Source organism: Hymenobacter roseosalivarius DSM 11622 (genome assembly GCF_900176135.1).
Lineage (GTDB): Bacteria > Bacteroidota > Bacteroidia > Cytophagales > Hymenobacteraceae > Hymenobacter > Hymenobacter roseosalivarius.
The window spans coordinates 17,404-30,545 of the sequence record NZ_FWWW01000064.1 but is presented as its reverse complement, the minus strand read 5'-3'; the positions used below and the strand labels follow the sequence as shown (position 1 = coordinate 30,545).

Here is a 13,142-nt window from a genome sequence, read left to right as displayed (position 1 = left end):
CGACCACCCAACCGTCGCCTGTACCGCGCATGTCCCTTTCTACTTTATCGGTCGCTCCTGACCCCGCAGAAGCTTTACTCGCAAAACTGTACGAGGAGCGAACCCACCGGAAGCGGGCCGAACAGGAGCTTGCTGCTCTGCGGCATGAGCTACACGTAGCCCAGGCTAATGCGCTGCGCTATCAGTCGCGGCTTACGGCGCTAGCCCAAAACCTGAAAATGGGCATAATGCTCGTGGACGACGCTGCCCGCGTGCTTATGATCAACCGCCCCTATTGCCAGCTTTTTGGCATTTCCGAGGCCCCGGAAAGCTTATATGGTGCCACGGGCCTGGAAATAGCGGCGCGCAGTCAGCATAATCATCCCGACCCCGCCGCCTATCTGGCGCGGGTAGTCGAGCTAAGGGCCGCCGGTCGTACGCTGATGAACGAGGAAGTAATACTGGCTGACGGCCGGGTACTGGAGCGCGACTACATAGTACTGGATGACGCGCTGGCTGGCCGGCTGGTTTGCTACCGCGATATTACGATTCGTTACCGCCGCAATGCCCGCGCAAATACTATTTCCCTGCTGGCGCAGCAAAGCCCTAACCCCATTCTGCGCCTTACGCCCGGCGGTGAGCTGTTGTATGCTAATCCGGCTGCATATCCGCTCGCGCAACTATATAAGCTGGACGGCAGCCCTAATGAGTTGCACACTCAACTGGTTGCCCTGGTAGCGCTGGCGCTCCGCACAGCCTCTCATCACCAGCGCGAGATCAGCGTAGCTAATGAGCACTATCTGCTTATTGTGGCTCCCGTGCCCGGCGAGACCTACGCTAGCTTATACTTCACCAATATTACGGCCCGCCACCGGGCAGAAGAGAAGCTGGGCGCGCAGCGTGAGTTTTACGAAACTGTTCTTAATCAGCTGCCCGCCGATATAGAAGTGCTTGATGCCCACGGTCATTATGTATTTGTGAATCCGGTGAGCATACAAGATCCGGGCATCCGGGAGTGGATAATAGGCAAGACTGAGCTGGAGCACTGCGCGTACCGCCAGCATGCCACCGACGTGGCCGAGAATCGGCAGCGCATGTTTGAGCGAGCCGTGCGCGAGCGGAGCCAGGTGACGTGGGAGGAATCGGCGGCGGGCACCCACGGGCCGCGCTACGTTCTGCGGCGCTTTCACCCCGTGTTTTACCCCAATGGCACCCTGCATTTAATGCTGGCTTATGGCCTCGATATTACAGAGCGCCATCAGGCCGAGAAGCTGCATCGCCGCAGCGAGCTGATTGTGCGCGAGCAGCAGGAGTTTATTCGTCAGATAGTAGATACTATTCCTAATCTGCTTTATGTAAATGATGAGGCGGGAGACATTATGTTTTCCAATATGGCCTTCGATGATCTTGTTAGCCGCAGCAATCACGACCGCGTGGGAACGGACGCGGAAAGTGCACCCGAGGCTTTCGAAATGCGTCAATTTACTGCACTCAACCGGCAGGTATTGGCCAGCCAGCAAGAGCAGTCAGCCGAAATGCTCTTCACCCTGGCCAGCGGCGAGGTACGCCATTATCAGGTAGTAAAGCGGCCGTTGATTCGCCCTGAAGGCACGGTGCAGGTGCTCACCGTCAGCACCGACATCACTGAAGTGAAGCGCATTCGTCATACTCTAGAGCGCAAGGCCAAGCAGTACCGCGACCTGATGCAGTACACGCAGGCCCTGATTTGTACCCACGACCTGGACGGGGTTATTCTTTCTGCCAATCCGGCCCTGGCAAACCTTATGGGCGTCTCAGTTCACAACATGGTGGGCAGAAACCCTGGCTGAAGGCCTTGTGGTGGAGCAGGACACAGAATTGGAAGCGTACTTGGCTGCCTTCCGCCAGCAGCGGGAAGTATCGGGTATTGTGAGCGTGAAGCCGTTGGGCAGCTCCAGCCCATGCTACTTGCTGTACCACAATTGCTTAGTGGCCGAGGCGGGCGAACGGCCCTACGTTATTGCCTACGCTCAGGACATAACGGAGCGCATCCTGGCCGAGGATGAACTGCGGCGGGCGAAGCTGGTAGCTGAATCAGCGGCCCGCTCGCGGGAGAACTTCCTGGCTAACATGAGTCATGAGATTCGCACGCCCATGAACGGGGTGCTGGGCATGGCTGGGTTGCTGGCCCGCACCGAGCTGAATGCCCAGCAGCACGAGTATCTCGACATTATTCGCAGTTCCGGGCAGCACTTACTGGGCGTGCTGAACGATGTGCTGGATGTAGCCAAAATTACCTCCGGGCATCTGGAGCTGGAGCGCACCCCCTTCGACTTATGCCAAGCCCTGCAAACGGCGGCTCAAACCGTCGCCTTTCAGGCTGCCGAGAAGGAAATCGGCTTCGCTGTAGCGCCTCCTGCTCTCACCGCGCCTCTCGTGCTCAGCGACCCATATCGGCTCAAACAAGTACTGCTTAACTTACTCAGCAACAGCATTAAGTTTACGGATCGGGGCCACGTTACGCTGGCGTGCCAGCTGCTCGCTGAGACGGCCAGGAAGGTTACGATCAGCTTTCAGGTGAGCGACACGGGACCGGGTATACCGCTTGATAAACAGGAGGCCATCTTTGCCAGCTTCTCGCAGGCCTATGCCGACACGACACGGCGGTTCGGGGGAACGGGCCTGGGTCTTACCATCAGCAGCAGCTTAGTGGAGCAGTTGGGTGGGCACTTGCTGATGTGTAGTGAGCCGGGGCAAGGCAGCACGTTTAGCTTCACGCTTACCTTCGAAAAAGCCCCCCAGGGCACTATTATCACTGGCCAAGCTGACGCAGAGCTCGAATATGCCGCCGCAGTGCATGGTATGCGCGTGCTGCTGGTAGAGGACAATGATATTAACCGCCAGGTAGCCCAGCTTATTCTGGCTAACTACGGAGTAGTGGTAGATGCGGCGCCTGATGGTGCCGCCGCGCTCCGCCTGTTCGGGGAGCAACGCTACGATTTGATTCTGATGGACATTCAGATGCCCGGCATGAGCGGGCTGGAGGTTACCGCCCAAATCCGCCAGCACGCTGACTCCGGCCGGGCACGCACGCCTGTTATTGCCCTCACAGCCAATGCTTTCCAAAAAGCCAACGAACAGTACCTGGCTGCTGGAATGGATGATTGCCTGACCAAGCCTTTTGAGGAGGCTGAGTTGCTGGCAGAAATGAGCGCGCTGCATCAGACCTCTAAGCAGGCTACGCTGCCCTTGTTCGACTTAAGTGAGCTGTATCAGATGGCGCACGGCCAGACGAGCTTTGTGCAGAGCATCCTCGACTCGTTCTTAGAAAGTACGCCAGAGGTAATATCTCAGCTTACCGCCGCCGCCGAGACTTCAGACTGGACTCAGGTTGGCGATTTGGTTCACAAGATCAAGCCTTCGCTTAAGGTACTGCACGCCCACGAGCTGCTGGCACCTATCCGAACGCTGGAAGCGCCCGACTTTATGCGGGAAGAGCGCGCCAAGGCAACTGAACAACTTATTGGGTTGCTACCACAGCTGCTCCGTGCCCTGGAGAAACGTCGGCAAAAGCTTTCGTAAGCATTATCTATCTAACAAGACAAGCCCGGAGCCGCTCCCATCATACTGGGCTGGCTCCGGGCTTGTCTTTATAAGCAACTGATAAAGAGATTATTGCCGCAGATCTAACTTGACCGGCAGGGCCGGATGTAACCGCTCAGCTGCCCGCTGTACAGCCTGCTGAAAGCGGCCGTAGGAAAAGGGCTTGACTAAGTAATCGGCAATATTAAGCTCGTAAGCCTCCATGCCGAAGCTCTCGTAAGCGGTCGTAAAAATTACTTCCGGCGGTTCGGGAACCAGGCGTATCATCTCAATGCCGTTCAGATCGGGCATTTCCACATCCAGGAACAGCACATCGACCCGGCGACCCAGACTGAAGAAGTTCAGCCCTTCTACGCCGCCCTTCAAGGAGGCAATCAGGTGCAGGGAGCTAGTGAGGCCAATGCAATGCTGCAAGGTTAAGCGGTTAATCTCGTCGTCGTCAATGATAGCACAGGTTAAAAGGCGGGGCGTGACGATGTCTTCGAGCAACATAACTAAACAAGCAGGACAGCAGAAAAAACAGTAACCATCAGAAAGTACTCCTGCAAAGCAGCCCAAAAAACAACCAAATTACCGGCCATATTACCGGATTAAGTACTTTTTGATAAATATAATGCAATAGAGCGGCAGGCTGATTGAAAAACATCAGCATACTGATCCGAGTACCGCGCTAAGCATCAGGCTCTTACACATATTTTCCAGCAGGAAATAACCCGAACTGACTGTCAAACGAAACTTTCGATTTCAGAATAATTCCGGGGCTTTAGCGCTTCGGCCTCCTAATAGTCCAGGGGGCTTTTTTGGAAAAAATGGGCGCTAGGCTAAGCTGGAAAGCGCATCGATTTTCTCCATTTCCTGCCGCACCATCTCCTGCACGGCAGGCAAATCGTAGTCTGCCTCAGTGTGGATATGCGGCATAAGGCGCTGCATAATGCTTTCCTGCCGCTGCCCGTTGGCCCAGGCATCAGCATAGGGCGTAGCCGAAAACGTAACCTGCGAATAGAGCGGTAGCCACTGATCAGGGTACTGAGCCGAAATCTTGCTTTCGATTTTCTTTTGAAGCAGAAAGCGGGGGTTGGCTACCCGGTCGCGCATCTCCTCGAAGTTATAGATTGCCAGGTCGGCCATCGCGTCGGCGTTGGGTTTGCGCTGGCGCTGAAACTCACTGAATACCGTGTGCCAGTCCTCGCCGTACTGATTGAGTAAGGCATCCAGCACGCTGCAATCCTCGAAGCCGGAGTTCATGCCCTGGCCATAGAAGGGCACGATAGCATGGGAGGCATCCCCGAGCAATACTACTTCATCCTTATGCGTCCACGGAAAGCACCGCACCGTGATAAGAGAGCCCGTCGGATTTTGAATGAACTCCTCGACCAGATCCGGCATGAAAGGCATCGCGTCGGGAAATCTTTCCTGAAAAAAAGCAGCTACCTGCGTCGGCGTTTCCAGGGCCGTGAAAGACTCCTGGCCCTCGTAGGGGAAAAATAGCGTGCAATTGAAAGAGCCGTCCAGATTGGGCAAGGCAATCATCATATACTGACCACGGGGCCATATATGCAGGGCATTTTTCTCCAGCTGCCACTCGCCGTTGGGCCCGGCTTCAATAGTCAGCTCCTTGTAGCCATACTCCAGATAGCTCTGCGAGAACTCGTAGCGATCGGTTTTCTGCATGGCACCGCGCACGGCTGAGTAGGCACCATCGGCACCAAACAGCCGCCGAAACGGGAGCGTTTGCTCCTGATCGGTGAGCGTGTTATGCATTTCCAGGCGCCGCGCCCGCAGATCGACGTGCTGACAGTGCTCATTGAAGTGCATACGGATGCGCGGGTCGGCTTCCGTGAGATTGAGCAGCGTACGATTCAGTCCACCCCGCGACACGGAGTAAATAGCCTGGTTTTCGCGGCCGTAGGGCTGATGCGTGAGGCGGCCCTGCTGGTCGTGCATCACGCGCCGGTACATGGGAATAGCTACCTCCCGTACCTGCTCGCTGATTCCTACTCCTTCCAGCGCCCGCCAGCCTCTATCCGACAACGCCAGATTGATGGACCGGCCCTCCACGGCCCCGCTCAGGCGCGGGTCGGCGCGGCGCTCATATACATCCACTACGTGGCCGCGCCGGGCCAGGTAGAGCGCCAGCAGTGACCCTACCAGCCCCGCTCCCATAATGGTGCAAGGAGACAGATCGGGGGCAGTGGCCGTGGCGGCGGAAGAAGGCGTACTCATAAGCAAAGAAACTAACAGCCGTCAGCTAAACCGGCGGACGGCAAAAGTAGCTGTTTACGACCTATTCGGCCCGGCGAACAAGCAAATGCGCACGAACGGCCGCTGGGGGGCATTTTTGCTTTCTTCGGCGGCTTTCTCAGCCTAAATAATACGCCGAAAAGTCAGATTCAGACGCGCCTCCACCGAGCGGGCCGTTTTGGGCAGGGCGTGTTGCCAGCGCTGCTGGGTGGGGCCACGCATGACCAGAAGGCTGCCGGGGGGCAAATCCAGCCCAACGGGGGCATGCGGGGCCATGCCAGCACCGGGCCGCAGCCGGAAGCGACGGGTAGCACCCAGACTCACGGAGGCAATAATGGGGTTTAAGCCCAATTCCGGCTCGTTGTCGGCGTGCCAGCCCATGCTGTCCTGGCCGGTGCGGTAGAGGTTGAGCAGTACGCTATTGAACTCGGCACCCGTGGCCTCACTTACCTGCTGACGCAGGCGCTGCAAGGCTGGTGTCCAGGGCTGGGGCTCCAGGCTGAGGCCGGAGTAGCGGTACCGCGCGGCTGGGTCGCCGTGCCAGGCGGTCAGGCGCGGCTGCATCACCGCTTTGCCAAACAGCTTAATGGGTTCCTGGCGCCACGGAATGGTTTCAAGCAGTTCCTGAAAAACAGCTTCAGCCGCGCTGGGGGGCAAAAAGCGCGGGTCGAGCAGTAGTTCCGCGTCAGGCAAAGGCAGAAGGGTAAGTGGCATTAGTATCGGTGGAGTAACGGGCTATTGCGGGTAGTGTAAGTCAAAGCGGCCATTCGTGATATGCACGGTTTCCGGGCCTTCCCTCCTGACTTTCTGGGCCGTGAACTCGAAGGTGCCAGAAACGACCTAAGCCACTGAGTCGAAGTGAGTGACCGTGAGCTGGCCGGTGGCCGTGGGACTGGTCAGGTATTCGCCGCTGGGCTCGAGGTTATAAGTGATATAGCTCGCGTAGGCCGGCGTGGTGCGGGGAAAGGCGGGCCGCGCCACCTGATCCAACACATAGATACCGGGCTCTCATAACCGACGGATGTTGAAGACAATGAAGCGGTTGAGCTTACTATTATCGTGAAAGAAGGAAACCCGTATATCGCCATCCGAGAAACGCGAGGCAATGATAGCTCGGCTATTGAAAGCGTTGGTGGTGGGTTGATAGGCCTTACCATCCTGGAGCCAGCCCACGGTATTAGCGCCGGTTTGCGTGGCTTCGGGCAGGGTATCGAGCGGGTTCTTTTCTTTTTTGCAGGCGCTTAATCCTATAAGGCTGGTACTGATGATAATAAGAATATATTTCATAGGGATAGAACGTAAGGAAAACACCGAGAAAAGAAAATGCCTCATCTTCAACGACTATGCCGCGAAGCAGAACCGTTGAAGATGAGGCATTAGAAGTAGGAAGCGCAAGTCGGGCGACGAGTGCTACCCGGCGATGAATTACCGCCCCGGTAGCGTGCCGAGAAACTTAGCCAGAAAACTAGCCGCCCATAAGGTCAGACCAATTTTTATAGCCGCGCAAATGATAAAAGGCAAGAGCCAGCTCCGGCTCTGGTAAGGCGTAGCGCCCACGTAACGCGGCCAAAACCAGAAGATATATACCACAATGGCCGGCAGATCGAAGAAAGCACCAAACCAGGGGTTCAGACCATAGCGCTGCACGACCCAGTTCAATATTAGCCCCCCGACCACCAGATAAGCCACTATAAACAACACCAGCCGCACGGTCGCCCCGGTCCGCTTGAGGGCGCGAAAATTGAGTGCCAGCAAAGCCCCGCCCGCCAGCATCGAGAATACCACCGAAAACAAAGTAATGGTGCTGGGCGAGTAAAGGGTTGGGCCCGTTTCAGTGGCTTCTTCCGCGGCGGTAGCATCTACGGCCCGCTGCTGAGCCTCTGCTACCTGATCGACCTGCTTACGAACCTCGGTTTCCAACTCTGGACGCAGCCGAGCGTCGTCGGGGTGCGGCTCACCGCGTCGGGTCAACTCGTCGAGCGCAGCCAGCACGGCATCTTCGCGGTACTGAGCGCGGCCACTTACATACTGCTGGAGTTCAGCGAGGCTTTTGCGGCCCATTTTGGCCACGTAATCTTCAGTCATCTTAGTAATGAAGGGCGAGGAGGCTGAAAAAAAGACAGCCACAAATCCTTCTACGTAAATTCACGCCAAAACGAACAGCTAACGCACCCGTTCTGCCCAAGCAGCCATCAACTCGCCTACGCGCTGCACTTCCCCAAAGGTGTTGTACAGTGGCACCGGCGCCAGCCGAATCACGTTGGGCTCGCGCCAATCGCCAATTACCCCGGCCTCAGACAGGTAGTCAAACAAGCCACGGCCATCTTTATGCACAAGTAGGGAAAGCTGGCAGCCACGGGCCTGCGGCTCGGAGGGCGTAATGATTTCGAGGATGCTGGGGGGCAAATTCAGGCCGCGCAATATAAACTCCAAGTAAGCCGTGAGCTGCTCGCTTTTGCGCCGCAGCGCCGCAATGCCCCCAGCCTCATCGACCAACGCCAGCGCCGCGCGGTGCATGGCCAGCGCGATAATCTGGCCGTTGGCCAGCTGCCAACCCGCCGCCCCAGTCATGGGCTTGAACCCTTTTTTCATTTGAAAACGCTCGGAGGCGTCGTGACCCCACCAGCCGGCGAGGCGGGGCAGATCGGGGCGGTTGGCGAAGCGCTCGTGCACAAAGGCGCCGCTTACGCCACCGGGGCCGGAGTTGAGGTATTTGTAAGAGCACCAGCAGGCAAAATCCACGTCCCAGTCGTGCAGGTGCAGCACCAGATTGCCGGCCGCGTGGGCCAGGTCGAAGCCGACCGTGGCACCCACGGCGTGACCCGATTTAGTAATGGCCTGCATATCAAATGCCTGGCCCGTGTAGTAATTAATGCCCCCCAGCAGCACCAATGCCAGCTCCTCGCCTATTTCCTGAATCTTGGCCTCAATGTCTTCGGTGCGTAAGGTGTGTTCGCCGGGCCGGGGCACCAGCTCCACAATGGCATCATCGGGCGCATAGCCGTGCAGCTTCACCTGCGACTCCACCGCGTATTGGTCCGAAGGAAAAGCCCCCCCTTCCATCAGCACTTTGTAGCGCGTGGCCGTGGGGCGGTAAAAGGAAATGAGCAGCAGGTGCAGGTTGGTGGTCAGGTTGTTCATCACAATGACCTCCAAGGGGTTGGCCCCTACCAGACGAGCCGTGGCATCGGCCATGGTTTCGTGGTAGGATATCCAGGGCGACACCCCATGAAAGTGCCCCTCCACGGCCTGCTGCGCCCACGATTCCAGTTCCTGCTCGATAGCGGCGCGCACCGTGCGTGGCTGCAGGCCCAAGGAGTTGCCGCAGAAATAAATACTCTCGCCGCCGTCCGGGGTGGGCGGAATATGAAACTGCTCGCGGAAGCGGCGGAGCGGATCCTGGGCGTCAAGGGTGGCGGCGAACTCGGGGGTGGCGTGGAAAGTGGTCATCATCAGCAAAGATAGCCACAATGGGGTTGCTGCCCCAACCCAAAAGTACTACTAGGCAGGCACCGGCGCCGGCTTCTCCATCACCGTGCCGCAGCTGCTGCAAGTGCGCAGCTCATCCGATTGCCAGAAGCGGTTCATGATGGGGGGCAATTGCCGCACGATGTCCGTGATTTCGGCGTACTCTTCGTGCAGTTTATTACCGCAGTTCTCGCAAAACCACAGGAAGCCGTCCAGCTCGCCGGCAGTACGGTAGCGCTCCAGCACCAGCCCCACGGTACCGGCCGGGCGCCTGGGTGAATGAGGAACGCCGCCCGGCAGCAGAAACATCTCACCGGCCCGCACCGGAATATCGACCGGCTTTCCATCTTCGATTACCTTGAGCACGATGTCGCCTTCGAGCTGCAAGAAAAGCTCCTCACCCTCGTCGTAGTGATAGTCTTTGCGGGCGTTGGGCCCACCCACCACCATCACGATAAAGTCTTTATTGTCCGTAAACACCTGCTGATTGCCAACGGGCGGCTTCAACAAGTGGCGGTGTTCATCAATCCACTGCTGAAAATTGAAGGGACGGGCGAGAGCCATAGGGTTTCCGGCTTAAGTAAAATGCAACTAGCTAACAGGGAGAAAGACCGGCCAGTTTTACGTAACCAGCTGGTCCGTAGCTACCTCCGAACAAAAGGTTATTTGGGGTGCTTTTCTATTCAGCGGCCTGACCGTTGCGGGTCTTCTCTTCTGGATAAGCCATGAAATAATAATTGAGGGACTTCTCGAACTGCTCCACGAACTCAGCGCTGGTGAAGGGCGGCTGTCCGGTCAGCCACCGCGCCATCGTGGATACGTGCAGGTGGCCGTCGTCCGTGAGCAGCTCATACACCTGTTCGGGCCGCGTGCCGTAGCAATCGGAGGCACCCAGGCCGTGCTCAAAAATTATAACCGGCCGGCTCTGCTGAATGGTTTTTAACGCCCCTTGCAATACTTCCAGCTCCGCGCCTTCCACGTCAATCTTGATCAGGTCGATGCGCGTGCCGGGGGGCAAAATTTGATCGAGCGGCTTTTTCTGGACCGTAATCAGCGTATCTACTTCGTCCGCTTTGTCATACTTGCGCTTCACGAAGCCACTATAAGCCGGGTTGGTGAGTACGTAGTTGAAGGAGGTTTCGCCAGTCACGTTGCTAAGGCCCACCTGATAAAAGTAGCAGTTGTCGTAGCCCACGAAATGCGAGGTCAGCTTCACGTATAAATCCGGAATGGGCTCAAAGCCAAAGTGTTGGCCCTGGGGGGCATATTTAAGCATCAGCTCCAACACTTCGCCTTTGTGGCAGCCCACATCCACGCAGTTTGCCCGTGGGTGACACACAGCGCGCAACACCCGCTCCGTGTCGCGGTCGTATTGCTGGTTTTTAGTAAAAGCAATAGGTAAACGTTTTAAAATCCTTTTGGCCAACTCCTTCATGAAAGGGCTCTGAAACTATCGTAGGTTATTAGTAGGGGCAAAAGTAAACAACTCTGCCGTGCCCGTTTCCACTCCCTTGTTTTTGTTTTGGTTGAGGTCAATTAGCTACAGATGCGATATAGCCCTAATACGTTATTGAATTTATTAAGTCGTGCGGCCACCAAACGGGTACTCCGGTCATAACCTTCTACTTTCGCGGAGCCGCTTGTTTTAGCTTTTATGCTTTGGTAAAGTTCGATACGCTCACCATTCTTATTCCCGTTTACAACGAGGCCAGCACCGTCACGCAGGTGCTGGATATGTTGCGCGAGCTGGAGTTGGTGGGGAATATGTGGAAGGAAATCATTCTGATAGATGATTGCTCAACGGACAGCTCGGCTGAGCTTATTACCGCTTACGCGGCCCGGCACCCACAATTAGAACTGCGGTTATTACGGCACACAACCAATCAGGGCAAAGGTGCCGCCCTGCACACGGGTATCCGGGCGGCCACCGGCGACTACATCATCATTCAGGATGCCGACCTCGAATACGACCCCACCGACTACAACGCCCTGATTCAGCCCGTAGTACGCGGCTTTGCCGATGTCGTGTATGGCTCCCGCTTTATGGGGGGCAAACCGCACCGGGTGCTGTTCTTCTGGCACAGCATCGGCAACGCCGTCCTCACTTTCCTCTCCAACCTGTTCACCGACCTGAATCTGACGGACATGGAAACCGGCTATAAGCTGTTTCGGCGCGACATCCTTCAGGTGCTGGCACTGCGGGAAAAGCGGTTTGGCTTTGAGCCCGAAGTAACCGCGAAAATGGCGCGCATTTCCGGTATTCGCATCTACGAGGTGGGCATCAGCTACTATGGCCGCACCTACGCCGAGGGCAAAAAAATCAATTGGCGCGACGGTCTTTGGGCCTTGTGGTGTATTCTTCGCTACGGCTTGGGCCGATGACAGGCAGATATCCCTAAGGCTGTAGCGTTTTAGGCTTTAATGACAACGAAGCCTGGGTGTTGCCAGATAAGGTTAGGCAGATTGCCAGAAAGAAGCAGTAGGCTAAAGCCACCGACACAACATGCTTTCTGGGTACCATACGCCACTGCCACTCCGTGGGCCACCCGAAGCAGGCCACCGCGTAAAGCAGCAGATTCAAGGGCAAAAAATACCGGGTTTCAATCATCAGCGGCATCGACGCAAGGCAGGTGATAAACAGAGCACCGACCAAGAGCCAATGGCTTGCTTGCAGCTGCCGCACGCGAAGCAAAATCACCAGCAAAGCCGCGAATAAGACGGTATAATTTACCAGTGAGAGCGGCAGCGTAGAACCGTATATCTTACTTACATAAGGGCCCGGATACAGCACGTCCAAGCCATTGAAAAAATGACGTGTATACAACGCCGCCATATCAGCCGGATGACTTACTACGAAAACAAGATATTTATAATAAGAATCGAACACCGGATTACCATTACGCTCCAGTAGCGCCCGGCCTGCCGCGTCAAGATAGATAGCTTGCGGGATAGGATAATCGGTGCCGATATTGGTTTCGTAGCGCTGCTTATCCAGCCCTTCGTTTATTTTAAATAAATACACATTATCTACTTCATTTATTCTAAAATCACCATCACCTAATCCTAAAATCAGCAGATCAGGCGACTGATAATTATTAGAGTTTATTACATATTGAGGTATTCCTACCAGCAAAAAAGCCAGAGAAAATAAGCCTAAGCGCACAGCCTGTTTCAGCCACGATATTTTAATTCCTGCTGTGCTATCCTGTCCACTTGGCCCAAGCAACAAGAGACCCGCTACAAAAGGCACGACCAGCAAACTGAGCGGCCTGATGTACACAGCCGCGGCCACAAAAGCCCCCGTAGCTAGTGCCGACTGATAATTCTGGGAGCGGTAAGCTACCAGCAGCGCAAGTAGCAGCGCTAAGACGCTTGGAAAATCAGACAGAGGAAAATTGAAATAATCTCGCCACAGCACGAAGCCGACGCCCGCAAATAATAGCCGCCGCAAGTTGCTAATGGCCTTGCCCGAGACCTTTTCCCATACAACTGGACCTACCACACCAAATACCGACCCCGCCCATAAAGCGCCCATACTTTTGGCAGCCTCTGACACTGCATCAGGAAAAAACTCGCGAACGATAACCGCCGCCGGATAATGCAGCAGCGGCAGCAAGTAGCCGCGTAAAGCACTATTGAAATTATAAAAAGAAAATCTGCTCGCGCCCTTCTGATCGAAAGTATTGGCTAAAAACCAATAGCCCGACGAATCATAATAGAGATCATGATAACGCGAGGTTAATAGATGAATTAGGAAAAGCAGAAAGACAACACCAAACCAAACCCAGTTACCATATCTTTTCGACCAATAAAAGCGCAGCTTAGAATATTTATTTTGCAGCATAATATTGCCGAGCCGACCCAGAAATGAC

General features: G+C 55.7%; 13 protein-coding genes. 3 read left to right on the top strand and 10 right to left on the bottom strand.

The genetic code is table 11. The features are described from left to right. Positions 1-29: 29 nt before the first annotated feature. Together B9A24_RS09400 and B9A24_RS09395 are read left to right on the top strand one after the other, a co-directional pair. Entirely contained in the window at positions 30-1,808 is a 1,779-nt protein-coding gene (locus tag B9A24_RS09400; protein WP_084444946.1) for a PAS domain-containing protein, read from the top strand. A 7-nt stretch (positions 1,809-1,815) separates the two neighbouring features. Continuing rightward, on the top strand, positions 1,816-3,540 hold the full coding sequence (locus B9A24_RS09395) for a sensor histidine kinase (RefSeq protein ID WP_143434872.1): 1,725 nt from the start codon (positions 1,816-1,818) through the stop codon (positions 3,538-3,540). A 90-nt stretch (positions 3,541-3,630) separates the two neighbouring features. Here B9A24_RS09395 and B9A24_RS09390 read toward each other — a convergent pair whose 3' ends face one another. The 9 genes from B9A24_RS09390 to B9A24_RS09355 all read right to left on the bottom strand — a co-directional run bounded on the left by B9A24_RS09390 (position 3,631) and on the right by B9A24_RS09355 (position 10,705). Then, entirely contained in the window at positions 3,631-4,053 is a 423-nt protein-coding gene (locus B9A24_RS09390; protein WP_084444942.1) for a LytR/AlgR family response regulator transcription factor, read from the bottom strand. Between the two features lie 324 nt (positions 4,054-4,377). Next, positions 4,378-5,784 (bottom strand): FAD-dependent oxidoreductase, encoded by a 1,407-nt coding sequence (locus B9A24_RS09385; RefSeq protein ID WP_084444939.1) that lies wholly within the window; start codon positions 5,782-5,784, stop codon positions 4,378-4,380. Between the two features lie 141 nt (positions 5,785-5,925). After that, the gene (locus tag B9A24_RS09380) at positions 5,926-6,516 is read right to left on the bottom strand and encodes an alpha-ketoglutarate-dependent dioxygenase AlkB family protein (protein WP_084444937.1); all 591 of its coding nucleotides are present in this window, start codon (positions 6,514-6,516) and stop codon (positions 5,926-5,928) included. A 126-nt stretch (positions 6,517-6,642) separates the two neighbouring features. Next, positions 6,643-6,795: a hypothetical protein gene (locus B9A24_RS22055; protein ID WP_159452007.1), complete on the bottom strand. Its 153-nt coding sequence runs from the start codon at positions 6,793-6,795 to the stop codon at positions 6,643-6,645. 15 nt (positions 6,796-6,810) lie between these two features. Continuing rightward, positions 6,811-7,089: a Riean_0653 family protein gene (locus B9A24_RS09375; protein ID WP_084444934.1), complete on the bottom strand. Its 279-nt coding sequence runs from the start codon at positions 7,087-7,089 to the stop codon at positions 6,811-6,813. A gap of 138 nt (positions 7,090-7,227) precedes the next feature. Continuing rightward, complete coding sequence (locus B9A24_RS09370; protein WP_084444932.1) at positions 7,228-7,887, bottom strand: hypothetical protein; 660 nt, start codon at positions 7,885-7,887, stop codon at positions 7,228-7,230. Between the two features lie 78 nt (positions 7,888-7,965). Beyond that, a complete protein-coding gene (gene kynU / locus B9A24_RS09365) occupies positions 7,966-9,255 on the bottom strand; it encodes a kynureninase (RefSeq protein ID WP_084444930.1) in 1,290 nt (429 codons plus the stop codon). A 48-nt stretch (positions 9,256-9,303) separates the two neighbouring features. Next, positions 9,304-9,834 (bottom strand): 3-hydroxyanthranilate 3,4-dioxygenase, encoded by a 531-nt coding sequence (locus B9A24_RS09360; RefSeq protein ID WP_084444927.1) that lies wholly within the window; start codon positions 9,832-9,834, stop codon positions 9,304-9,306. A gap of 115 nt (positions 9,835-9,949) precedes the next feature. Then, the gene (locus B9A24_RS09355; RefSeq protein WP_084444925.1) at positions 9,950-10,705 is read right to left on the bottom strand and encodes an FkbM family methyltransferase; all 756 of its coding nucleotides are present in this window, start codon (positions 10,703-10,705) and stop codon (positions 9,950-9,952) included. A 224-nt stretch (positions 10,706-10,929) separates the two neighbouring features. On the opposite strand from B9A24_RS09355, the gene B9A24_RS09350 reads away from it, so the two are divergent. After that, positions 10,930-11,652, top strand: coding sequence for a glycosyltransferase family 2 protein (locus tag B9A24_RS09350; protein ID WP_084444923.1), 723 nt, complete (start codon positions 10,930-10,932; stop codon positions 11,650-11,652). Between the two features lie 13 nt (positions 11,653-11,665). On the opposite strand, the gene B9A24_RS09345 is transcribed toward B9A24_RS09350, so the two are convergent. Beyond that, the gene (locus B9A24_RS09345; protein ID WP_084444921.1) at positions 11,666-13,114 is read right to left on the bottom strand and encodes a hypothetical protein; all 1,449 of its coding nucleotides are present in this window, start codon (positions 13,112-13,114) and stop codon (positions 11,666-11,668) included. Between the last annotated feature and the right edge of the window lie 28 nt (positions 13,115-13,142).

What these genes read in the sequence shown, in the direction of transcription:
- B9A24_RS09390 (WP_084444942.1), bottom strand. Translation starts at nt 4,053, where the DNA reads ATGTTGCTCGAAGACATCGTCACGCCCCGCCTTTTAACCTGTGCTATC.
- B9A24_RS09370 (WP_084444932.1), bottom strand. Translation starts at nt 7,887, where the DNA reads ATGACTGAAGATTACGTGGCCAAAATGGGCCGCAAAAGCCTCGCTGAA.
- B9A24_RS09400 (WP_084444946.1), top strand. Translation starts at nt 30, where the DNA reads ATGTCCCTTTCTACTTTATCGGTCGCTCCTGACCCCGCAGAAGCTTTA.
- B9A24_RS09385 (WP_084444939.1), bottom strand. Translation starts at nt 5,784, where the DNA reads ATGAGTACGCCTTCTTCCGCCGCCACGGCCACTGCCCCCGATCTGTCT.
- B9A24_RS09345 (WP_084444921.1), bottom strand. Translation starts at nt 13,114, where the DNA reads ATGCTGCAAAATAAATATTCTAAGCTGCGCTTTTATTGGTCGAAAAGA.
- kynU (WP_084444930.1), bottom strand. Translation starts at nt 9,255, where the DNA reads ATGATGACCACTTTCCACGCCACCCCCGAGTTCGCCGCCACCCTTGAC.
- B9A24_RS09355 (WP_084444925.1), bottom strand. Translation starts at nt 10,705, where the DNA reads ATGAAGGAGTTGGCCAAAAGGATTTTAAAACGTTTACCTATTGCTTTT.
- B9A24_RS09375 (WP_084444934.1), bottom strand. Translation starts at nt 7,089, where the DNA reads ATGAAATATATTCTTATTATCATCAGTACCAGCCTTATAGGATTAAGC.
- B9A24_RS09380 (WP_084444937.1), bottom strand. Translation starts at nt 6,516, where the DNA reads ATGCCACTTACCCTTCTGCCTTTGCCTGACGCGGAACTACTGCTCGAC.
- B9A24_RS09360 (WP_084444927.1), bottom strand. Translation starts at nt 9,834, where the DNA reads ATGGCTCTCGCCCGTCCCTTCAATTTTCAGCAGTGGATTGATGAACAC.